The organism is Kitasatospora sp. NPDC038210, assembly GCF_055600605.1.
On the sequence record NZ_JBVJYK010000011.1, the window covers coordinates 48,715 to 72,888 of the forward strand.

Annotated in this window: 1 protein-coding gene; it reads right to left on the reverse strand. The window is 75.3% G+C overall.

What is annotated here, in order from left to right:
* Positions 1 to 24,078, reverse strand: coding sequence for a non-ribosomal peptide synthase/polyketide synthase (locus ACZ7KX_RS22535; protein ID WP_470328006.1), 24,078 nt, complete (start codon positions 24,076 to 24,078; stop codon positions 1 to 3).
* Positions 24,079 to 24,174 lie beyond the last annotated feature (96 nt).

Here is a 24,174-nt window from a genome sequence, read left to right on the forward strand (position 1 = left end):
TCAGTCCTCCTGGTGGTGGGAATCAGCGGTGTCACCGGCCGCCTCGGCGATCCTGGCGGCCAGGACCGGTCCGATCTGGGCCAGCGAGCCGGGTTGGGTCATCCGGTTGTGCCGGGTGGTGACCTCGTGCGAATCGATCCGGCCGGTGACGTAGGGCTGCCAGATCTCGGGCCCGGCGTTGTCCTCGGTCCGGTCGATCGTGGAGTTGAAGAGCAGCAGGTCCCCGTCGAACGTCGCGGGGACGAAGTCGACCGCCAGCTGCGCGTTGTTGATCATGATCTGGACGACCACCTCGATCTGCCGCTCGGTCAGGCCGGCCAGCGCGCTGCCGCGCCGGTTCAGCACCTCTGCGACCTCGGCATAGGTGACGTCCCGGTCGCCCAGCTCGTCCGGGTCGACGTCGAGCACCCCGACGAGCACGTCCCGCTCGGTGGGGACGGGCACCTCCTCGAAGGTCACGTCCTTCACCGGGTAGGCGTCGAGGATCGCCAGCAGCGCGGTCCGCTCGCCGCGCGACTGCAGCTCGCAGGCCAGCGCGTGGGCGATCAGCCCACCGGCGGACCAGCCGAGCAGCAGGTACGGGCCCTCCGGCTGGATCTTCCGGATGTGGTCGGCGTAGTCGGCCGCCATCTCCTCGTAGGACGTCGGCAGCGGTTCGGGCCGGCCGAGGCCGCGCGCCTGGATCGCGTAGACCGGGTGCTGCGGGCCGACGTGGTTCAGCAGCCCGCTGTACGACCAGCTGATGCCACCGCCGGGGTGGATGCAGAACAGCGGGGTGGCGGTGCCGGTCGTGCGCAGCGGCAGCACCACGTCCAGGGCGTCCTCCGGATCGTTCATGAGCAGCCGTTCGGTGAGCCCGGCCACGGTCGGCGCCTCGAACAGCATCCGCAGTCCCAGCTCCAGGCCGAGGGTCTCGCGGACCCGGGAGGCCAGCCGGGCGGCCAGCAGCGAGTGACCGCCCAGGTCGAAGAAGCCGTCGTCGATGCTCACCTGCTCCCGGCCGAGGACCTCGGCGAACAGACCGCACAGCAGCTGCTCCTGCGGCGTCCGGGGGCCGCGCCCGGCGTCCGAGGCGCCGTACTCGGGGGCGGGCAGGGCGGCCCGGTCGAGCTTGCCGTTCGCGGTCAACGGCAGCGCGTCCACGGTGACGAACGCCGCCGGCACCATGTAGTCGGGCAGGTCGCGGCGCAGTCGGCCGGACAGCTCGCCCGGCTCGGGCGCGCCCTCGGGGGCGGGCACCAGGTAGGCGACCAGCCGCTTGTCGCCCGGCCGGTCCTCGCGGGCCACGACGGCCGCCTGGGCGACTCCCGGGCAGCCCGCCAGGACGGCCTCGATCTCGCCCGGCTCGATCCGCAGGCCGCGCAGTTTGACCTGGTGGTCGGCGCGTCCGGCGAACTCCAGCGTGCCGTCGGCCCGCCACCACGCCAGGTCGCCGGTGCGGTACATCCGGCTTGCGGGCGGCCCGTACGGGTCGGCGGTGAAGCGCTCGGCCGTCAGGCCGGGCCGGCCGAGGTAGCCGCGGGCGACGCCCGTCCCCGCGAGGTACAGCTCGCCGACCATCCCCGTCGGCACCGGCCGCAGGTGGTCGTCGAGGACGTAGGCGCGCATGTTGGCCATCGGCGCGCCGATCGGCACGGAGGCGGCCTGCTCGGAGAGGGCGCGCACCGAGTGGCAGCTGGCCAGGGTGGTCGCCTCGGTGGGCCCGTAGCCGTTGACCACCTCGATGCCGGGGCACGCCGCGAGCACCCGGGCGGCGGCCGCCGGGGAGACCACGTCGCCGCCGGTCCACACCTCGCGCACCCCGGCGAGCAGGCCCGGGCGCTCCTCGGCGACCAGCCGGAACAGGCCGGCCGTCAGCCAGAGTCCGGTCACCCCGTGCGTGGTGACCGTGTGCTGCAGCAGGTCGATGTCGAGCTGCTCCGGCGGTGCGACCACGATCCGGCCGCCGTTGAGCAGCGGTACCCACAGCTCGTAGGTCGACAGGTCGAAGGCGGTCGGGGAGTGCATCAGCACCCGCTCGTGTCCGCCGCCGCGCCATTCGGGGCTGAGCGCGAGGCCCACCACGTCGCGGTGGGTGACGGCCACGCCCTTCGGCCGCCCGGTGGAGCCGGAGGTGTACAGGACGTACGCCACCTGCCGCGGGTCGCACGGGACGTCGACCCGCGATGGTCCGCCCCGGGACGGACCGTCCCCGGACGGACCGGGCTCGGCCTGCAGCAGGGCGGTCAGCACCTCCTCGGTGAGCACGAGCGCGGCGCCGGTCTCCCGCAGGATCAGCTCGATGCGGGAGGGCGGGAAGCGCGAGTCCAGCGGTACGTAGGCGCCGCCCGCCTTGACGATCGCGAGGATCGCCACGACCAGCTCCGCCGAGCGGTCCAGCATGACCGCGACCGGCGTCTCCGGCCGTACGCCCCGGCGGATCAGCGCCCGGGCGAGGCGGTCGGTCCGCAGGTCGAGCTCCCGGTAGGTCAGTTCGGTGCCGCCCGCCACGACGGCCACCGCGTCCGGGGTGGTCCGGGCCTGGCGGGCGAACAGCTCCGGCACCGCGGCCTCGGGCAGCTCGGCGGCGACGCCCATGAACCCGGACAGCAGCTGGTGGCGCTCCTCGTCGGAGATGACGTCGATCCGGCTGATCGGCCGGTCCGGGTCGGCGACCGCCGCGCGCAGCAGCCGGGCGAAGCGGTCGAACAGCAGCTCCACGGTGGAGGCGTCGAACAGGTCGGTGGCGTACTCCACCGCGCCGACCAGCCCGTCGGGGCTCGGGGCGCCTCCCGGGTCGCCGGGCCCGGAGGGGCCGTCCGCGCGGAACTGCTCGGCCAGGCTGAAGGTCAGGTCGACCCGGGAGGTCCCGGTCGGCGCCTCCAGGTGGCCGGTCTCCAGCCCCGGCAGCGCGAACTCGCCCAGCGGCGCGTTCTGCAGGGCCAGCATGACCTGGAACAGCGGGTGGCGGGCCAGCGAGCGCGCCGGGTTGACCGCCTCGACGAGGTACTCGAACGGCACGTCCTGGTGGTCGTACGCGGCGAGCGCCTTCTGCCGCACCCGGCCGAGCAGTTCGGCGAAGGCCGGGTCGCCGCTCGTGTCGGTTCGCAGCACCAGGGTGTTGACGAAGAAGCCGACGAGTTCGTCCAGCGCCTGGTCGGTGCGGCCGGCGATCGGGCTGCCGATCGGGACGTCGGTGCCGGCGCCGAGCCGGGTGAGCAGCGCGGCGAGGCCGGCCTGGAGCACCATGAACATGCTGGCACCGCGTTCGGTGGCCAGGTCCCGCAGCGCCCGGTGCAGTTCGGCGTCCAGCCGGACCACGACCCGGTCGCCCAGCTGGGAGGCCACCGGCGGCCGGGGCCGGTCCGCGGGCAGCTGGAGCTGTTCCGGCAGGCCGGCCAACTCGTCCTTCCAGTAATCCAGTTGCCGGGTGAACAGGCTGTCCTGGTCGGCGGCGTCGCCGAGCAGGTCGCGCTGCCAGCGGGTGTAGTCGGCGTACTGCACCGGCAGCGGGGACCACTGCGGCTCCTCGCCCCGGCAGCGTGCCGCGTAGGCCGCGGCCAGGTCGCCGGAGAGCGGGCCCATCGACCAGCCGTCGGCGGCGATGTGGTGCACCACGACCAGCAGCGCGTGCCGGTCGGGGGCGAGCGCGTACAGCTCCGCCCGGACCGGCGGTTCCGCCGCCAGGTCGAAGCCGCGCCGGGCCGCCCCCGCCAGTCGCCCGGGCAGTTCGCGCTCGTCGAGTTCGGCCACCGGCAGGGCCGGGTGGGCCTCGGCGGCGCTCAGCACCACCTGGTACGGCACGCCGTCCGTCTCGCGGAAGACGGTGCGCAGGCTCTCGTGCCGGGCGATCACGTCCGCCAGCGCGGCGTGCAGGGCCGAGCGGTCGAGTTCGCCGGTCAGGCTCAGCGCGAGCGGCATGTTGTAGGTGGCGCTGGGCCCGTCCATCCGGTGCAGGAACCACAGGCGGCGCTGGGCGAAGGACAGCGGGACGTGCTCCGGGCGGGGCCGTGCGGTCAGCGCGGGGCGTGCCGTTCCGGAGCCGTCCAGGCGGGCCGCCAGGGCGGCCACGGTCGGGGCCTCGAACAGCGTGCGGACCTCCAGTTCCGCGCCGAGGGTCGCCCGGACCCGGGAGGCCAGGCGGGTCGCCAGCAGGGAGTGGCCGCCGAGGTCGAAGAAGCCGTCGTCGACGCCGACCTGGGCCAGCCCGAGGACCTCGGCGAACAGCTCGGCGAGGAGCTGCTCCTGCGGGGTGCGCGGGGCCCGCCCGGCTGCGGCCGGGCCGAGGTCGGGGGCGGGCAGGGCACGGCGGTCGAGCTTGCCGCCGGCCGTCAGCGGCAGTGCGTCCAGCGCCACGAACGCCGACGGGACCAGGTAGTCGGGCAGCCGGCCGCGCAGCCAGTCGCGGAGCTCGCCGAGGAGGGCGCCGGTGCCCCGGGTGCCGGTCGGGCGGTTGGTCAGCGACGCCAGCGCCGTGCCGGCCGGCCGCACCGGACGGTGGGCCTCGACGGGTGCGGCCGCCGGTCCCTCGGTGACGGGCCCGGCGGTGGAGAGCACGTCGGTGACGAGCACGTCGAGGGCTTCCGGCGCCCCGGCCGACCAGGTGAGGTGCACCCGGCGGCCGAACTCCCCGCCGAGGGCGTGGAAGTCCTCCGGGTCGGGCAGGTCGCCGTCGTCCGGCCCGTGCAGCCGCTCCAGCAGTTCGGCGAGCGTGCCGTCCCCGTTGCGCACCGCCCGGTCCAGCTCGGCCTCGCGGGCGACGCGGCGGTTCGGGGTGCCGGTGAGGCGCACCGCGCCGGTGCCCGGCCGCCCGAGCAGTTCGCGCAGCTCCGCCAGGCCGGCGATGTCCCGGCCCCACGCCAGGTCCAGCGGTTCGACCGGTACGGCCTGCTGCTCGTACAGCGTCACGTCGTAGCGGTAGCGGGTCAGCTCGTTGTGGTGCCGGCCGCGCTTGACCTCCACGGCCACCGCGCCGATGTCCGTGCCGTGCTCCCGCAGGGCGGTGAAGAAGTCCGGGTCGACCAGGAGTTCCTTCTCGACCCGGACGGCCTGCTCGACCGCGCGGCGCACCGCCGAGAGGTCGCCGTCGTCGCCGGTCCGGTGCAGTCGGACGGCGGTGGCCAGCGGGCGCAGCAGCCGCAGGTTCCGGACGTCGCCGATGAAGAGGGCGCCGCCGGGGGCGAGCAGCCGCATCAGCTTCCCGATCACGTCGGCGAGGTAGTCGGCGGACGGGAAGTACTGCACCACCGAGTTGATCACGATGGTGTCGAACTCTCCGGCCGGCAGCCCGTCGGTGTCGTGGGCCGGGCGGGTCTGCAGCACGACGCGGCCGGCCAGGTCCTGCTGCCGGGCGACCTGGGCGGTGAGCGCGTCGATCGCGGTGGCGGAGAAGTCGGTCGCCCAGTAGGTCTCGCAGTGCGGCGCGACCTGCGAGAGCAGCAGGCCGGTGCCGACGCCGACCTCCAGCACCCGGCGGGGGCGCAGCGACAGGATGCGGTCCACGGTGGCGTCGCGCCACTCCCGCATCTGCTCGACCGGGATCGGGGCGGCGTCGTAACTGCTGTTCCAGCCGACGAAGTTCTGGCCGAAGGCGGCTTCCTCGGGGGCGATGGGCAGCGCGTCGTAGATGCCCCGCCACTCGTCCACGTGGTCCGCTTCGACGCCGCTGTCCCGGGACGCCTCCTGGCGCGGGACGACGTAGCCGATCAGCCGGTCGTCCTGGGCCACGACGGCGGCCTGGGCGACGGCGGGGTGCTCGGTCAGGGCCGTCTCGATCTCGCCGGGCTCGACGCGGAAGCCGCGCACCTTCAGCTGGTCGTCGGCGCGGCCGACGTACTCCAGCTGACCGTCCGTCCGGAAGCGCACCACGTCACCGGTGCGGTACATCCTGGCGCCCGAGGGGCCGAACGGGCAGGCGACGAAGCGTCCGGCGGTCAGGCCCGGCCGGTTCAGGTAGCCGCGGGCCAGGCCGGCGCCGGCGACGTAGAGGTCGCCGGGCACGCCGGGCGGCACCGGCCGCAGCCGCTCGTCCAGGACGTAGACCCGGGCGTTGGTGATCGGCCGGCCGATCGGCGGCACTCCGGAGCCGGGGGTGAGCGGGTCGCTCATGGTCGCGCAGACCGTGGTCTCGGTGGGACCGTAGGCGTTGATCATCCGTCGCCCGGGGGCCCAGCGGGCCACCAGCTCCGGCGGGCACGCCTCCCCGGCCACGACCAGCGTCGTCGCGGCCACCGAGCCCTCCGGCAGGGCGGCCAGGACGGACGGGGGCACGGTGACGTGGGTGACGGCGAGGCCCGGGTCGGTCAGTGCGGCGACCGGGTCCGCCGCGGGCGGCAGCACCAGGGCCGCGCCGCGCAGCAGGGCGGTGTAGATCTCCGACACCGACGCGTCGAAGCTGGGCGAGGCGAACTGCAGCACCCGGCTGTCCGGGTCGATCGCGAACCGCTCGATCTGGGCGGCGACCAGGCTCGCCACACCGCCGTGCGCGACCACGACGCCCTTGGGGCGGCCGGTCGAGCCCGAGGTGTGGATCACGTAGGCCGGCTGCCGCACGTCGAGGGCGACCTCCGGGTCGGTGTCGGGCCACGCCTGGACGTCCGTCACCATCGCCGGGTCGTCGACCAGCAGGGCCGGACGGGCGTCGTCGAGCATGAACGCGATCCGGGCGGCCGGGTACGCCGGATCCACCGGCAGGTACGCGGCCCCGGCCTTCAGCACGCCCAGAACGGCCACCACCGACTCCACCGACCGCGGCAGCGCCACCGCCACCAGCTGCTCCGGACCGACACCCCGCGCGATCAGCGCATGCGCGAACCGGTTCGAGCGCGCGTCCAGCTCCCGGTACGTCAACTCGATGTCGCGGTGGACGAGCGCGAGCGCGTCCGGCGTCGCCGCCACCTGCGCCGCGAAGGCCTTCGGCACCGGGACGGCGCCCACGTCGAGGGCGGTCGCGTTGCCCTGTTCCAGCAGCCGGTGCCGCTCGTCGGCGTCGAGCAGGTCGATCGCGCCGATGGGCTGCTCCGGGTCGGCGGTGACGGCCTCCAGCAGGAGCGTCCAGCGCCGGGTCAGGGCGGCGACCGTCGAGCGGTCGAACAGGTCGGTGGCGTACTCGACCGCGCCGACGATCCCGGCCGGGCTCCCGTCCTCGGCGAACTGCTCGACCAGGCTCACCCCGAGGTCGAACTTGGCGGTCCCGGTGGCCACCGCGTAGGTGGCGACCTCCAGTCCGGGCAGCGAGAAGCGGCCCATCGGCGCGTTCTGCACGGCCAGGATCGTCTGGAACAGCGGGTGGTGGGACAGCGAGCGGGACGGGTTCAGCACCTCCACCAGGTGCTCGAACGGCACGTCCTGGTGCGCGTACGCCGACAGCGCCGTCTCCCGCACCCGGCCCAGCAGCTCGGCGAAGCCCGGGTCACCGCTGGTGTCGGTGCGCAGCACCAGGGTGTTGACGAAGAAGCCGACCAGCTCGTCCAGGGCCTCGTCGGTGCGCCCGGCGATCGGGCTCCCGATCGGGATGTCCGTCCCCGCGCCGAGCCTGGTGTACAGCGCGGCGAGCGCCGCCTGCAGCACCATGAACAGGCTCGTCCCGGTGCTCCGGGCCAACTCCGTGAGGGCGGCGTGCAGTTCGGGGCTCAGCTCCAAGCCGAGGTGGTCCCCGTGCCAGCCGGCGACGGCCGGCCGCGGCCGGTCGGCGGGCAGCCGGAGCAGTTCCGGCAGCTCGGACAGCTGGCGCTTCCAGTAGTCGAGTTGCTCGCTGAACCGGCTCTGCGGGTCGGCGGTGTCGCCGAGCAGCTCGCGCTGCCACAGCGTGTAGTCGGCGTACTGGACCGGCAGGGCCGGCCGGCCGGGCGAGCGGCCCTCGCAGCGGGCGGCGTACGCCTCGGCCAGGTCACGGGCCAGCGGGCCGGTGGACCAGCCGTCACCGGCGATGTGGTGCATCACCAGCAGCAGCACGTGCTCGTCCGGCGCGAGCGCGAACAGCCCGGCCCGCAGCGGGGGTTCCACCGCCAGGTCGAAGGGCTGCCGGGCGAACTCGGCGAGCCGGTCGAAGAGTTCGGCCTCCGGCAGCTCGGTCAGCCGTGCCCGGGGCCGGGCCGCGGCCGGGTCCAGCACGCGCTGGCACGGGACGCCGTCGACCTCCGGGAACACCGTGCGCAGGCTCTCGTGCCGGGCCACCACGTCGGCCAGCGCCTGGTCCAGCGCCGCCCGGTCGAGCGTTCCGGTCAGCTGGAGTGCCAGCGGGATGTGGTAGGTCGCGGCGCCGCCGTCCATCCGGTGCAGGAACCAGAGCCGGCGCTGGGCGAAGGACAGCGGCACCCGGTCCGGGCGCTCGTGCACGGTCAGCGCCGGGCGGGCGTGGCCCGCCCCGGCCAGCGCCGCGGCGAGGCCCGCCACGGTGGGCGCCTGGAACAGCGCGCGCAGCCCGAGTTCCAGGCCGAGCACCGAGCGCACCCGCGCGGCCAGCCGGGTGGCGAGCAGGGAGTGCCCGCCCAGGTCGAAGAAGTCCTCGTCGACCCCGACCTGCGGCACGCCGAGCACCTCGGCGAACAGGCCGCACAGGATCTGCTCCTGCGGCGTGCGCGGCGCCCGGCGGGCCTCGGCCGGGCCGAGGTCGGCAGCGGGAGCGGGCAGCGCGGCGCGGTCCAGCTTGCCGTTGGGGGTCAGCGGCAGCCCGTCCAGCACCGTGAACACGGCCGGCACCAGGTAGTCGGGCAGCCGGTCGCGCAGGTGCGCGGCCAGCTCCGTCTGCCGCACCGACGTGCCGGGACGGGCAGCCACGTAGCCGATCAGCCGGTCGTCCCGGGCCACGACGGCGGCCTGCGCGACGGCGGGGTGCTCGGCCAGGGCGGCCTCGACCTCGCCGAGTTCGACGCGGAAGCCGCGCACCTTCACCTGGTCGTCGGCGCGGCCGACGTACTCCAGCTGACCGTCCACCCGGAGGCGCACCACGTCACCGGTGCGGTACATCCTGGCGCCCGAGGGGCCGAACGGGCTGGCGACGAAGCGTCCGGCCGTCAGGCCCGGCCGGTTCAGGTAGCCGCGCGCCAGACCGGGGCCGGCGACGTACAGCTCCCCCGCCACGCCGGGCGGCACCGGCCGCAACCGCTCGTCCAGCACGTACGTCCGGAAGCCCGCGACCGCCCGGCCGATCGGCGGCACGCCCGCGCCGGGCGACAGCGGGTCGCTCATCGTCGCGCAGACCGTCGTCTCGGTCGGGCCGTACGCGTTGATCATCCGTCGGCCCGGCGCCCAGCGGGCCACCAGCTCCGGCGGGCACGCCTCCCCGGCCACCACCAGCGTCGTCGCGGCCACCGAGCCCTCCGGCAGGGCGGCCAGGACCGAGGGCGGCAGGGTGACGTGGGTGACGTCCGGCCCGCGGCCCGTCAGGGCCTCCAGCGGGGCCTCGGCCGGGGCCAGGACGAGGGCCGCGCCGGTCAGCAGAGCACTGCACAGGTCCCAGAAGGACGCGTCGAAGCTGGGCGAGGCGAACTGCAGCACCCGGCTGCCCGGCGCCACGCCGAGCCGTTCGACCTGTGCCGCGACCAGGCCGGACACGCCGCCGTGGGTCACGGCCACGCCCTTGGGGCGGCCGGTCGAGCCCGAGGTGTAGATCACGTAGGCCGGGTGCCGGGTGTCCATCACGACGCCCGGACCGGCCTCCGGCCGGCCTTCCCCGACCACCGTCGCCGGGTCGTCGACCAGCAGGGCCGGACGGGCGTCGTCGAGCATGAACGCGATCCGGGCGGCCGGGTACGCCGGATCCACCGGCAGGTACGCGGCCCCGGCCTTCAGCACGCCCAGGACGGCCACCACCGACTCCACCGACCGCGGCAGCGCCACCGCCACCAGCTGTTCCGGACCGACACCCCGTGCGATCAGCGCATGCGCGAACCGGTTCGAGCGCGCGTCCAGCTCCCGGTACGTCAACTCGGCATCGCCGCACACCAGCGCGAGCGCGTCCGGCATCGCCGCCACCTGCGCCGCGAACAGCTCCGGCAGGCTCACCGCGGCCGCCGCGGCGTCGTTGGCGGGCAGCGGCAGCAGCTCGCGCCGTTCCTCGGCGGACAGCAGGTCGATCCCGCCGATCGGCGTGTCCGGGGCGGCGGCGACCGCCGCCAGCAGCCGCAGCCACCGGGCGACCAGGGCCTCGACCGTCGAGCGGTCGAAGAGGTCGGTGCTGTACTCGACGGCCCCGCTCAGCCCGGCCGGCTCGCCGGCCGGCCCGTGCTCCTCCGCGAACCCGAAGGTCAGGTCGAGCCGCGCCGTCCCGGTGAGCACGGTCACCCCGGAGACCAGCAGACCGGGCAGCTCGAAGTCACCGCCCGGTGCGTTCTGCACGACCAGTCCGGTCTGGAACAGCGGGTGGTGGGACAGCGAGCGGGACGGGTGCAGCGCCTCCACCAGGTGTTCGAACGGCACGTCCTGGTGCGCGTACGCCGACAGCGCCGTCTCCCGCACCCGGCCCAGCAGCTCGCTGAAGCTCGGGTCACCGCTGGTGTCGGTGCGCAGCACCAGCGTGTTGATGAAGAAGCCGACCAGCTCGTCCAGGGCCTCGTCGGTGCGCCCGGCGACCGGACTCCCGATCGCGATGTCCGTCCCCGCTCCCAGCCGCGTGTACAGCGCGGCCAGCGCCGCCTGCAGCACCATGAACAGGGTCGCACCGGACCGGCGCGCCAACCCCGCCAGCGCCGTGTGCAGTTCGGCGTCGATCCGGAGTTCCAGCAGGTCGCCGCCGTACGACATGGTGGCCGGACGCGGCCGGTCGGCCGGCAGCTGCAGTTGCTCGGGCAGCCCCGCCAGCGCCTCCGTCCAGTGGGCGACCTGCCGGGCGAACAGGCTGTCGCGGTCCTGCTCGTCGCCCAGGATCTCGTGCTGCCACAGGGTGTAGTCGCCGTACGTCACCGGCAGCGGCGGGAAGGCCGGCTCGCCGCCGCCGTGCCGGGCCGTGTAGGCGGTGGCCAGGTCACGGGCCAGCGGGCCCATGGACCAGCCGTCCCCGACGATGTGGTGCATCACCAGCAGCAGCACGTGCTCGTCCGGCGCCACCGCGAACAGCTCGGCCCGCAGCGGTACTTCCGCGGTCAGGTCGAAGCCGCGGACCGCCGCCGCGCGCAGCAGGGCGGGCAGCTCCGCCTCGCCGGCCGCGTGCACGGTCAGCGGGACGACGGCCTCCCCGGCGTCCAGCACCCGCTGGTACGGGATTCCGGCGAGGTGCGGGAAGACGGTGCGCAGGGTCTCGTGCCGGGCCGTGACGTCCGCGAGCGCGGCGCCCAGCGCGGCCCGGTCGAGGTCTCCGGACAGCCGCAGGGCCAGCGGCATGTGGTAGGTGGCGCTCGGCGCGCCGAACTGCTGGAGGAACCAGAGGCGGCGCTGGGCGAAGGACAGCGGCATCGGATCGCGGCGGGGCCGGGGTACCAGGGCCTGCCGCGCGGTGCCGGCGTCGTGCAGCCCGGCCGCCAGTCCGGCCGGTGTCGGGGTGCGGAACAGGCTGCGCAGCTCCAGTTCGACGCCGAGGGTCGCCCGGACCCGTGAGACCAGGCGGGTGGCGAGCAGGGAGTGCCCGCCCAGCCCGAAGAAGTCCTCGTCGACCCCGACCCCGGCGAGGCCCAGCACCTCGGCGAACAGCTCGCAGAGGATCTGCTCCTGCGGGGTGCGCGGCGCCCGGCGGGCCTCGGCCCGGCCGAGATCGGCAGCGGGAGCGGGCAGCGCCGCCCGGTCCAGCTTGCCGTTCGGTGTCAGCGGCAGCGCGTCGAGCAGCACGAACGCCGACGGCACCAGGTGGTCCGGCACCCGGTCGCGCAGGTGGGCCGCCAGCGCCGCGGCGGTCGTCCCTGCTGCGGCCCGCGGGACGACGTAGGCGACGAGCCGGGTCTCGCCCGGCCGGTCCTCGCGGGCGAGGACCGCGACCCGGGCGACGTCCGGGTGGGCGCTCAGTTCGGCCTCGATCTCGCCCGGCTCGATCCGGAAGCCGCGCACCTTCACCTGGTGGTCCACCCGGCCGGCGAACTCCAGCTCGCCTCCCCCCGCCTCCGGCCGGGGGGACCCCCATGCACGCCAGCGGACCAGGTCGCCGGTGCGGTACATCACCGAGCCCGCCGGACCGTACGGGTCGGCGACGAAGCGTCCCGCGGTGAGCCCGGGCCGGTTCAGGTAGCCGCGGGCGAGCCCCGTTCCGGCGAGGTACAGCTCGCCCGTCACTCCGGGGGCGACCGGCTGCAGGGCCTGATCCAGCACGTAGGCGCGGCAGTTGGCGATCGGCCGGCCGATCGGCACCGGGACCGGGCAGTCCGCCGGGTCGGCCGGCAGCTGGTAGGCGGTGATCACATGGGTCTCGGCGGGACCGTAGTGGTTGTGCAGCACCCGGCCCGGCCGGCGGGCCCGGAAGCGGCGTACGGCGCCGCCGAGGCGCATCGCCTCGCCGGCTTGCGCGACCAGCCGCAGGGCCGGCAGCTCCAGCCCGGCCTCCTCGGCGGCCTCGGCCAGCGCCTCGACCACCAGGTTGGGCGCGTACAGCTCGCCGACCTCGTGCCGGTCCAGCCAGTGCGCGAACAGTTCGGCGCTGCGGCGCTGCTCCTCGGTCGGCACCACCAGGGTCTTGCCGTACAGCAGGGCGGAGAGCACTTCCTGTACCGAGACGTCGAAGCTGATCGCGGTGAACTGCGCCACGCGCGTGCCGGGTTCGCCGCCGACGGCCCGGTGGTGCCAGGCCAGCAGGTTCAGCAGTCCGGCGGCGGGCATCACCACGGCCTTGGGCCGGCCGGTGGAGCCCGAGGTGTAGATGACGTAGGCCGGGTGGCGCGGGTCCACGGCGACGGCCGGGTCGTGCTCCGGCTGCTCCCCGGACGGTGTGACGGCGGCGAGGTCGTCGAGCACCACGGCCGGGCGGGCGTCCTCCAGCATGTACGCGATGCGGGCGGCCGGGTAGTCCGGGTCGACCGGCAGGTACGCCGCACCCGTCTTGAGCACCGCGAGGACGGCGACGACCAGCTCGGCGGAGCGGGGCAGCCGCAGGGCGACGACCTGCTCCGGCCCCACTCCGCGCGCGATCAGCGCGTGGGCCAGCCGGTTGGCCCGGCGGTTCAGTTCGCGGTAGGTCAGCGCGGTGTCGTCGAGGACCACCGCGGGGGCCTCCGGGGTCGCCCGGACCTGTGCCTCGAACAGGGCGGGCAGCGTGGCTGTGGGCGCCGGACGGGCGGTGTCGTTGCGCGCGACCAGCAGCTCGTGCCGCTCCTCGGCGGTGAGCACGTCGATCCGGCTGAGCGGCCGGTCGGGCTCGGCGACCACCGCCGCCAGCAGCCGCAGCCACCGGGCGACCAGGGTCTCCACCGTGGCGTGGTCGAACAGGTCGGTGCTGTACTCGACCCGCCCGACGATGCCCTCGGCCGGACCGCCACTGCCGCCGCGCTCCAGCAGGTGGAAGCCGAGGTCGAACATCGTCGTGGGCGTGCGCACCAGGACGATCTCGGCGGCCAGACCGCTCAGCGCGAAGTCCGTGCGAGGTGTGTTCTGGAGCGCGAGCAGCACCTGGAACAGCGGCTGCCGGTCCGGCGACCGGGCGGGGTTGAGGGCCTCGACGACGTGCTCGAACGGCAGGTCCTGGTGGGCGTACGCGCCGAGTGCGCCCTCCCGGACCCGGACCAGCAGCTCGGCGAAGGACGGGTCGCCGCCGGTGTCCGTCCGGAGCACCAGGGTGTTGACGAAGAACCCGACGAGGTCGTCCAGCGCCTGGTCGGTGCGGCCGGCGATCAGGCTGCCGACCGGGATGTCCGTGCCGGCGCCGAGCTTGTCCAGCAGCGAGGCCAGGGCGGCCTGCAGCACCATGTACGCGCTGGCGCCGTGCTCGCGGCCCAGGCGGACCAGTCCGGCGTGCAGGTCCGCGTCGAGTTCGATCGCGAGGTGGCCGCCGGAGTGCGTGGGGGTCGCGGGGCGGGGGCGGTCGGCGGGGAGCCGGATCTGCTCCGGCAGGCCCGCCAGCGTCTCCTTCCAGTAGGCCGTCTGACGGGCGAACAGGCTGTCCTCGTCGGTGGATCCGCCCAGCAGCTCGTGCTGCCACAGGCTGTAGTCGGCGTACTGCACCGGCAGCGGCGCCCACTGCGGCTCCTCGCCCCGGCGGCGGGCCGCGTACGCGTCGGCCAGGTCGGCGGCCATCGGGCCGAGCGACCAGCCGTCACCGGCGATGTGGTGGATCACCAGCAGCAGCACGTGCTCGTCCGGCGCCGTCTCGAACAGTCCGACGCGCAGCGGCGGTTCGGTCGCGAGGTCGAATCCCCGTGCCGCCTCCGCCGTCAGCAGCCCCGGCAGGTCCGCCTCGGCGGCCCGGGTGACGGGCAGCCGCGGCGCGGCGGTGCCGGCGTCCAGCACCACCTGGTGGGGCACTCCGTCGGTCTGGGGGTGGATCGTGCGCAGGCTCTCGTGCCGGGCGACGACGTCGCCGAGGGCCGCGTGCAGGGCCGCCCGGTCGAGCTCGCCCGACAGCCGCCAGGCCAGCGGCATGTTGTACACCGGGCCGGCGTCCTCCAGCTGGTGCAGGAACCACAGCCGCTGCTGCGCGAAGGACAGCGGGACCGGGTCGGGCCGCTCGGCGCGGCGCAGCGCGGGCCTCGCCCGGCCGGCCCCGCCGAGCCCGGCGGCCAGCCCGGCCACCGTCGGCGTCTCGAAGAGGGCGCGCAGTTCCAGTTCCACCCCGAGGGCGGCCCGCGCCCGGGCGACCAGCCGGGTGGCGAGCAGGGAGTGCCCGCCGAGGTCGAAGAAGTCGTCGTCGGCCCGGACCCCGGCCACGCCCAGCACCTCGGCGAACAGTTCCGCGAGGACCTGCTCCTGCGGGGTGCGCGGGGCCCGGCCGGTCCGCGGCGCGGTGTGGACGGGGGCGGGCAGCGCGCGCCGGTCCAGCTTGCCGGTGGCCGTCAGCGGCAGGGCGTCCAGGGGGACGAAGGCGGCCGGGACCATGTGGTCCGGGAGCCGCTCACGCAGGTGTGCCCGCAGTTCGTCCGGCCGGAGTTCGGCCCCGGCGACGGCCACCGGGTAGGCGACCAGCCGTGCGTCCCCGGCCCGGTCCTCCCGGACGGTCGCCGCGGCCTGGGCGACCAGCGGGTGGTCCGCCAACACCGCCTCGATCTCTCCGAGTTCGATCCGGAAGCCGCGCACCTTGACCTGGTCGTCGGTCCGGCCGAGGAACTCCAGGTTCCGGTCGGCGCGCCAGCGCACCAGGTCGCCGGTGCGGTACATCCGTGTGCCGCTCGGGCCGTACGGGTCCGCCACGAACCGCCCGGCGGTGAGCGCCGGCCGGTTCAGGTAGCCGCGGGCCAGGCCCGCTCCGGCGAGGTACAGCTCGCCCGCCACGCCCACGGGCACCGGCTTCAGCGCGCTGTCGAGGACGTGCAGCCGCAGGCCCCCGAGCGGCCGGCCGATCATCGGGCGCGGACTCGATGCCAGCGGTGCCACGACGGCGTCCACCGTGCATTCGGAGGGCCCGTAGTAGTTCAGGCAGGACACGCCCTCAACGGCCCGCAGCCGCTCCCACAACTGGTCGGGAACGGCCTCCCCGCCCATCGAGACCACCTCGGGACGACGCGCCGGGTCGTCCAGGAGCCCCCGTGCGACGAGCACCTGCAGGTAGGACGGGGTGGCGTTGATGTAGTCCAGCCCGGCGCGCACGACGTAGCCGACGAAGGCGTCCGGGTCGGACCAGGTCACCTCGTCCAGGACATGAAGCTCGTGGCCCGCGTACAGGGCGGACAGCTGGTCGCAGGAGGCGTCGAACGACACCGAGGTGGTCAGCCCGATCCGCAGCCGCTGCTTCGTCCGCCGGGGGAACAGCAGCGGACGCTGGCTGACGAACAGGTTGAGCAGGCCGCCATGGGTCGACACCACGCCCTTCGGCCGGCCGGTGGAGCCGGAGGTGTGGATGACGTACGCCGGGTGCCGCGGGTCGATGGCGACCAGCGGGTCCGCCGTCGGGCAGGCGGCCACCAGGGCGGCCGTGGCCGGGTCGTCGAGCACCAGCCACTCGGACGGGCCGGCCTCCGGCAGTCGGACCCGGGTCCGGGCGTCGGTCACCGCCAGGACCGGGCGGGCGTCGTCCAGCATGTGCCCGATCCGGGCGGCCGGGTACTCGGGGTCGACCGGGACGTACGCCGCCCCGGTCCGCAGCACCGCGAGGATCGCCACCACCAGCTCGGCCGACCGCGGCAGGGCGACGGCCACCAGCCGCTCCGGCCCCGCCCCGCGGGCGATCAGCGCGTGCGCCAGCCGGTTCGCCCGCCCGTCCAGCTCCGCGTACGTCAACGAGACGTCCCCGCACACCAGCGCCACCACGTCCGGCGTCGCCCGCACCTGCGCCCGGAACAGCTCCGGCACGCTCGCGGCCGGGAGTTCCACCTCCGGTCCGGTGCCCAGGGCCGTCAGCTCGCGGTGCTCGGCGGTGGACAGCACGCCGTACCGGCTGAGCCGCCGCTGTGGATCGGCGACCACGGCGCGGAGCAGCCGCTCCCAGCGCCCGAACACCTCCTCGACGGTGGCCGGGTCGTAGAGGTCGCCGGCGTACTCGACGAGCCCGTCGATCCCGTCCGGGAAGCCGTCCCGCGTCTGCCGCTCGGACACGGTGAAGATCAGGTCGAGCTTGGCGGTGGTCGACGCCGACGGCACGTCGTCGACGCGCAGTCCGGGCGGTGCGAACTCGGCCCGGGGGGCGTTCTGCAGCACCAGCATGACCTGGAACAGCGGGTGGTGCGCCAGCGACCGGGACGGGTTCAGGAGCTCGACCAGGTGCTCGAACGGGAGGTCCTGGTGGGCGTACCCGGCCAGCGCGGTGTCCCGGACCCTGCCCAGCAGTTCGGCGAAGGTCGGGTCGCCCGAGGTGTCGGTGCGGAACACCAGGGTGTTGACGAAGTAGCCGATCAGTTCGTCCTGCGCCTGGTCGGTCCGGCCCGCCACCGGGCTGCCGACCGGGATGTCCTCGCCCGCGCCGAGCTTGCTCAACAGCGCCGCCAGGCCTGCCTGGAGCACCATGAACAGACTGGTCCCGTGCCGCCGGGCGAGCTCGCGCAGCCCGCGGTGCAGTTCGGCGTCCAGCCCGGCGTGCACGGAACCGCCCCGGTGCGAGGCGACCGCGGGGCGGGGCCGGTCGGTGGGCAGCTGGATCCGCTCCGGCAGGTCCGCCAACTGCCGGGTCCAGTAGGCCGACTGGCGGGCGAACAGGCTGTCCTCGTCGGTGGATTCGCCCAGCAGCTCGTGCTGCCACAGGGTGTAGTCGGCGTACTGGACCGGCAGTTCCGCCCACCGGGGCTCCTCGCCCCGGCAGCGGGCCGCGTAGGCGGCGGTCAGTCCCTGCGCGAGCGGGCCCAGCGACCAGCCGTCGCCCGCGATGTGGTGGAGCACCAGCTGGAACACGTGGTCGTCCGGTGCCAGCTCGAACAGCCGGACCCGCAGCGGCACGTCGACCGCCAGGTCGAACGGACGGTCCTTCGCTTCCGCCAGGACGGCCGGCAGCCCGGCCTCGGTGGTCCGGCTCACCCGCAGCCGCGGGCGGGCCGCCACGACGTCCAGCACCCGCTGGTGCGGCACGCCGTCCACCGCCGGGAAGACGGTGCGCAGGCTCTCGTGCCGGGCCACCACGTCCGCCACGGCGGCCTCCAGGGCCCGCCGGTCCAGGCTCCCGGTCAGCCGCCAGGCCAGGGAGATGTGGTAGTTCGCGCCGGCGCCCTCCAGCTGGTGCAGGAACCACAGTCGCCGCTGGGCGAACGACAGCGGGACCACCTCGGGACGCTCGCGCCGTGCCAGGGCGGCCTGCGCCGGCCCGGCGGCCACCAGGGTGGCGGCCAGGCCCGCCGGGGTCGGCGCCTCGAACAGGGTGCGCAGCGGCATCTCCACGCCGAGCGTCGCCCGGATCCGGGCGGCCAGGCGGGTGGCCAGCAGCGAGTGCCCGCCCAGGTCGAAGAAGCCGTCGTCGACGCCTGCCGACGCCACGCCCAGGACCTCGGCGAACAGCTCGCAGAGGACCTGCTCCTGCGCGGTGCGCGGCGCGCGGCCGCCGACCGCGGGGGCGAGGTCGGGGGCGGGCAGGGCGCGGTGGTCGAGCTTGCCGTTGGCGGTCAGCGGCAGTGCGTCCAGCAGGACGAACGCGGACGGCACCAGGTGCTCCGGCAGCCGCTCGGCCAGGTACCCGCGCAGCTCGGCCGGGCTCGGCGCGGCTCCGGCGGCCGGTACCGCGTAGGCGACCAGCCGGGTGTCGTCGGCGCGGTCCTGCCGGGCCAGTACGGCGACCAGGGCGACGCCCGGGTGAGTGGCGAGCGCCGCCTCGATCTCGCCGAGTTCGATCCGGAAGCCGCGCACCTTCACCTGCTGGTCGGCCCGGCCGACGTAGCGCAGGCCGCCGTCCGCCGCGCGACGCACGACGTCGCCGCTGCGGTACATCCGGGAGCCGGCCCGCCCGAAGGGGTCGGCGACGAAGCGGCCGGCGGTCAGGCCGGGCCGGCCGAGGTAGCCGCGGGCCAGGCCGGGGCCCGCCACGTACAGCTCGCCGGCGACGCCCGGCGCCACCGGGCGCAGGCCGGCGTCGAGCACGTACGTCCGCAGGTCCGGCAGCGCCGTGCCGATCTGCCCGGCGGCGGTGCCGGCGCGGTCGAGCGCGGCGTGGGTGACGTGCACGGTGGTCTCGGTGATGCCGTACATGTTGACCAGCCGCGGCGTGTCCTCCGGGTGCCGCTCGTACCAGCTCGCCAGCCGGGCGTGCTCCAGCGCCTCGCCGCCGAACACCACGGTGCGGAGGGCGAGTTCGAGCCGCGCCTCCTGGTCCGCCTGCATCAGCTGGTAGAAGGCCGAGGGCGTCTGGTTGAGCACCGTCACCCGCTCGCGGGCGAGGAGTTCCAGGAAGCGGCCGGGCGAGCGGCTGGTCTCGTGGTCGACGACCACCAGCCGGCCGCCGTGCAGCAGCGCGCCCCACAGCTCCCAGACCGAGAAGTCGAAGGCGTAGGAGTGGAAGAGCGTCCAGACGTCCTCGGCGGTGAAGCCGAACAGCTCGCGGGTGGTGTCGAACAGCCGCACCACGTTCCGGTGCGGGACGACGACGCCCTTGGGGTTGCCGGTGGAGCCGGAGGTGTGGATGACGTAGGCCGCCCGGGCGGGGTCGATCGCGACCCGGGGGTCGGTGTCCGGCTGTCCGGCGAGGTCGGCGGTGTCCAGCAGCAGCCGGTCCACGCCGTCCGCTCCGGGCAGCTCACCGGCCGCGCCGGTGGTCACCAGCAGTGCGGGCCGGCCGTCCTGGAGCAGGTAGGCGATCCGGGCGGCCGGGTACCGCGGGTCCACCGGGAGGTACGCGCCGCCTGCCTTCAGCACGGCGAGCACCGCCACGACCAGCTCGGCCGAGCGCGGCAGGGCCAGCGCGACCAGCTGCTCCGGGCCCACGCCCCGGTCGATCAGGGCGTGCGCGAGCCGGTTCGCGCGGGCGTTCAACTCGCCGTAGGTCAGGGTGACTTCGCCGTCCCTGAGGGCGACGGCGGCCGGGGTCGCCCGCACCTGCCGCTCGAACAGCGCGGTCAGGCCGTCGTCCGGCAGCGCCTCGCCCTGGCCGGTACCGGCCGGGCGCAGCGCGCCGAGTTCCTCGGCGGACAGCACGTCGACCCGGCCGATCCGCCGGCCGGGGTCGGTGACCACGGCGCGCAGCAGCCGCAGCCACCGCTCGACGATCCCGGCCGCGGTGGCCGCGTCGAACAGGTCCGTGCTGTACTCCAGGACGCCCGACAGGCCGTCCTCGCCGGGCCGTTCGGCCAGGACGAAGGTGAGGTCGCACTTGGCCGTCCCGGTGGGGACGAGGTCGGTCGCCACCCGCAGCCCCGGCAGGTCGAAGGTGCCGAGCGGCGCGTTCTGCAGGGCGAGCATGGTCTGGAACAGCGGGTGGTGCGCCAGCGTCCGGGTCGGGTTGAGCGCCTCCACCAGGTGCTCGAACGGCACGTCCTGGTGCGCGTACGCGGCCAGCGCGTCGGCGCGCACCCGGCCGAGGAGTTCGGTGAACGACGGGTCGCCGGAGAGGTCGGTGCGCAGCACCAGGGTGTTGACGAAGAAGCCGACCAGCTCGTCGACGGCCTCGTCGGTGCGCCCGGCGATCGGGGTGCCGATCGGGACGTCGGTGCCGGCGCCGAGCTTGCCGAGCAGGGCGGCGAGTCCGGCCTGGAGCACCATGAAGAGACTGGCCCCGCCGTCGCGGGCGAGTTCCCGCAGGCCCTGGTGCAGTTCGGCGTCGATCCGCACCGGCAGCTGGGCGCCCCGGTAGGACGTCGCGGCCGGCCGGGGGCGGTCGAACGGCAGCTCGACCTGCTCGGGCAGGCCCGCCAACTGCTTTCGCCAGTAGGCGAGTTGGCAGGCCAGCAGGCTGTCCGGGTCCGAGCCGTCACCCAGCAGCTCCCGCTGCCAGAGGGCGTAGTCGGCGTACTGGACGGGCAGCGGCGACCATTCCGGCTTCGCACCCTCGGCCCGGGCCGCGTAGGCGTTCGTCAGGTCCCGCGAGAGCGGCCCCATCGACCAGCCGTCACCGGCGATGTGGTGCACCACCAGGAGCAGCACGTGGTCCTCGGGCGCCAGGCGGAAGAGTTCGGCGTGCAGCGGCGGTTCCGCGGCGAGGTCGAACCCGTGCCGGGCCGCCTGCGCCAGCCGCTCCGGCAGGTCGCGTTCGGCGAGCTCGGTGACCCGCAGCCGTGGCCGGGCCTCGTCGGGGTCCAGCAGCCGTTGGCACGGCACGCCGTCGACCGTCGGGACGACGGTGCGCAGGCTCTCGTGCCGCTCGACCAGGTCCGCCAGGGCGGTCTCCAGCGCCCGGTGGTCCAGGCTGCCGGACAGCCGCAGGGTCAGCGGGATGTTGTAGGTGGCGCTGGGGCCCTCCATGCGGTGCAGGAACCACAGCCGTCGCTGCGCGAAGGACAGCGGAACGGTCTCCGGCCGCTCGCGGCGCGCCAGCGCCGGGCGCGCCCGGCCCGCGACGTCCACGGCTGCCGCCAGTTCCGCCACCGTCGGCGCCTCGAACAGGTCGCCGAGCCGCAGCTCCACGCCCAGGACCGAGCGGACCCGGGCGACCAGCCGGGTGGCCAGCAGGGAGTGCCCGCCGAGGTCGAAGAAGCTGTCGTCCGGCCCGGGTTCGGAGACCCCGAGCACCTCGGCGAACAGCCCCACGAGCACGTGCTCGGTCGCGGTGCGCGGCGCACGGCCCGGCGCGGCGGACTGCCGCCCGGGCGCCGGCAGGGCCCGCCGGTCGAGCTTGCCGTTCGGGGTCAGCGGCAGCGCGTCCAGCAGCACGAAGTCCGACGGCACCGAGTGCCGGGGCAGCCGCTCGCGCAGGTGGTCGCGCAGCACGGCTTCGGTCACGGTGGTGCCGGGCTCGGCGACGGCGTAGGCCACCAGCCGGGGCTCGTCCTCGGTCCGCACCACGGCGGCGGCCCGGGCGACCAGCGGGTGCTCGGCGAGGACGGCCTCGATCTCGCCGAGCTCGACCCGGAAGCCGCGGATCTTCACCTGGTCGTCGAGACGGCCGAGGAACTCCAGGTTGCCGTCGGCGCCCCACCGCACCAGGTCCCCGGTGCGGTACATCCGGGATCCGCTCGGCCCGAACGGGTCCGCGACGAACCGCCCGGCGGTCAGCGCGGGCCGGTTCAGGTAGCCGCGCGCGAGGCACGCGCCCGCGATGTACAGCTCACCCGCCACGCCGGCCGGCAGCGGCCGCAGGGCGCCGTCGAGCACGTGCAGCCTGGTGTTGCCGGCCGGTCGGCCGATCACCGGGCGCGGGCTCGAACCCAGGGACGCGATCACCGGGTTGACGGTGCACTCGGACGGTCCGTAGAGGTTGAGGCAGGTCACCCCCTCGGCCGCGCGCAGCTGCTCCCACAGCTGCTCCGGGACGGCCTCGCCGCCCGCCGCGACCAGCGCCGGGCGCCAGGCCGGGTCGCCCAGCAGCCCGTGGGCGACGAGGACGTGCAGGTAGGAGGGGGTGGCTTCGATGTAGTCCAGTCCGCAGCGCGCGGCGTAGCGGACGAAGGCGTCCGGGTCGGTCCAGGTCGCGTGCTCCAGGACGTGCAGCTCGTGGCCCGCGAACAGGGCGAGCAGCTGGTTCCACGACGCGTCGAAGGACACCGAGGTGGTCAGGGCCACCCGCAGCCGCTGCCGCTCCCCGAGCACCGACGCGAAGTGCACCTGCCGTAGCTCGGTGAGCAGGTTGAGCAGGCCGCCGTGGGTGGGTGTCACGCCCTTGGGCCGTCCGGTGGAGCCGGAGGTGTGGATGACGTACGCCGGGTGCCGCGGATCGACGGCGACCATCGGGTCCGCCGCCGGACGGCCCGCCGGCTGGGCGGCCGTCTCGGCGGCGTCGAGCACCAGCCGGTCGACGGGACCGCCGCCGGGCAGGCGGTCCCCGCTGCGGGAGTCGGTGACCACCAGGGCCGGCCGGGCGTCGTCGAGCAGGTACGCGATGCGGGCGGCCGGGTACTCGGGGTCGACCGGGAGGAACGCCGCGCCGGTCTTCAGCACCGCGAGGATCGCCACCACCAGCTCGGCCGAGCGCGGCAGCGCCACCGCCACCAGCCGCTCCGGCCCGGCGCCCCGCGCGATCAGCTCGTGCGCCAGGCGGTTGGCCCGCGCGTCCAGCTCCGCGTACGTCAGCGAGACGTCGCCGCACACCAGCGCGACGGCGTCCGGGGTCGCCCGCACGTGCTCGCGGAACAGCTCCGGCAGGCTCGCGGCCGGGGGCTGCGCCACCGGTCCGGTGCCGAGGGCCGTCAGCGCGCCGTGTTCCTCCGCGGTGAGCAGCCCGATCCGGCCCACCGGGGCGTCCGGGTCGCAGTCCGCGACGGTGTCGAACAGTGCGAGCAGGCGCTGCCGGTGGGCCGCGAGGTCGTCGTCGCCGTACGCCTCCGGCGAGCCGTGCAGCCGGAGCAGCGGCGGGTTGCCGTCCCGGTAGTCGAAGACCCAGACAGCGAGGTCGGTGGTCGACCCGGACACGAAGTGGTGCACGTCGGCGGGGTGCCCGGCGAAGCTCGGCCTGGAGTTGAAGGCCATGATGTTGACGATCAGCGGGAACGCCGTCGCGATGCCGCCCGGGGCGCCGAGGTCGCGCAGCAGGTCCTCGCTGCGGTAGCGCTCGTGGGCGACGGCCGTCTCGACCTCCCGCGCCGCCTGGGCGACGAGTTCGCCCCAGGGCATGTCCGGTCGCACCGTCAGCCGCAGCGGCACCACGTTGGACACGGTGCCCGGTACGGCCCTGAGGTCCCGGTCGGCGCCGCGGCGGGCGGTGACGGGCATGGCGAGCACCACGTCCCGGTTGCCGGTCATCCGGTGGGCGTAGAGCGCCGTCGCCGCGATCACCAGCCGGGACCACCGGACGCCGGAACGGCCGGCCGCCGCCCGCAGGGCGTCCGGGCGGCGCAGTTCGCGCTCCTCGGCCAGGCGCAGCGCGCGGTGCGGGTCCGTCGCGGAGGTGTCGGTGAGCCGGGTCGGGGCGGGCAGGTCGGCGAAGCGCCCGGTCCAGTGGGCGCGGTCGGCGGCGAAGTCGGCGGACGCGCGGTAGGCGGCGTCGCTGTCGACGAGGTCCCGCAGCGAGCCGAACGGGCACGGCGGCACGGCGCCGCCCTCGGCGAGGGCCGAGTACACCTCGCCGACCCGCTGCCGGAGCATGGAGCTGCTGATCGCGTCCAGCACCACGTGGTGGTAGTTCAGGTACCAGAGGAACTCGGCCGGCGCGGCCTTGATCAGCGCGTGGCCGAACAGTGGGTCACGGGCGAGGTCCAGCGGGCGCTGCAGGTCCCGTTCCATCCACGCGACGGCCGCCGCGCGGGGGTCGGGCTCCCCGCTGAGGTCGAGGTGCGCGGGCGCCCAGTCCCAGCTCTCCCGGAGGACCTGGCGCGGGCCCTCGCCGTCGTCGACGAAGGTCACGTGCAGGGCGTCGACCTCGTCGACGACCCGGCGCAGCGCGGTCTCGAACAGCTCCCGGTCGACCGGCCCGTGGATCTCCAGGCACTCGCCGACGCGGTAGCCCGGGATCGGTGTCCGGGAGCTCTGCTCGGCGAGCCAGATCTCGCGCTGGGCGGCTGTCAGGGGCAGGACGTCACCGTCGCGACGGGACATGGGGGTACCTCCGGGGGTGTGGGCAGGCGTGGTGGCGGGGCACGCCGGACCGCGCCGACCGCGGTGTCGTCACGCGGTCGGCCGGCGGGCGGTCGC

Coding starts and splice junctions, on each gene's coding strand:
- ACZ7KX_RS22535 (WP_470328006.1), bottom strand. CDS start 24,078: ATGTCCCGTCGCGACGGTGACGTCCTGCCCCTGACAGCCGCCCAGCGC.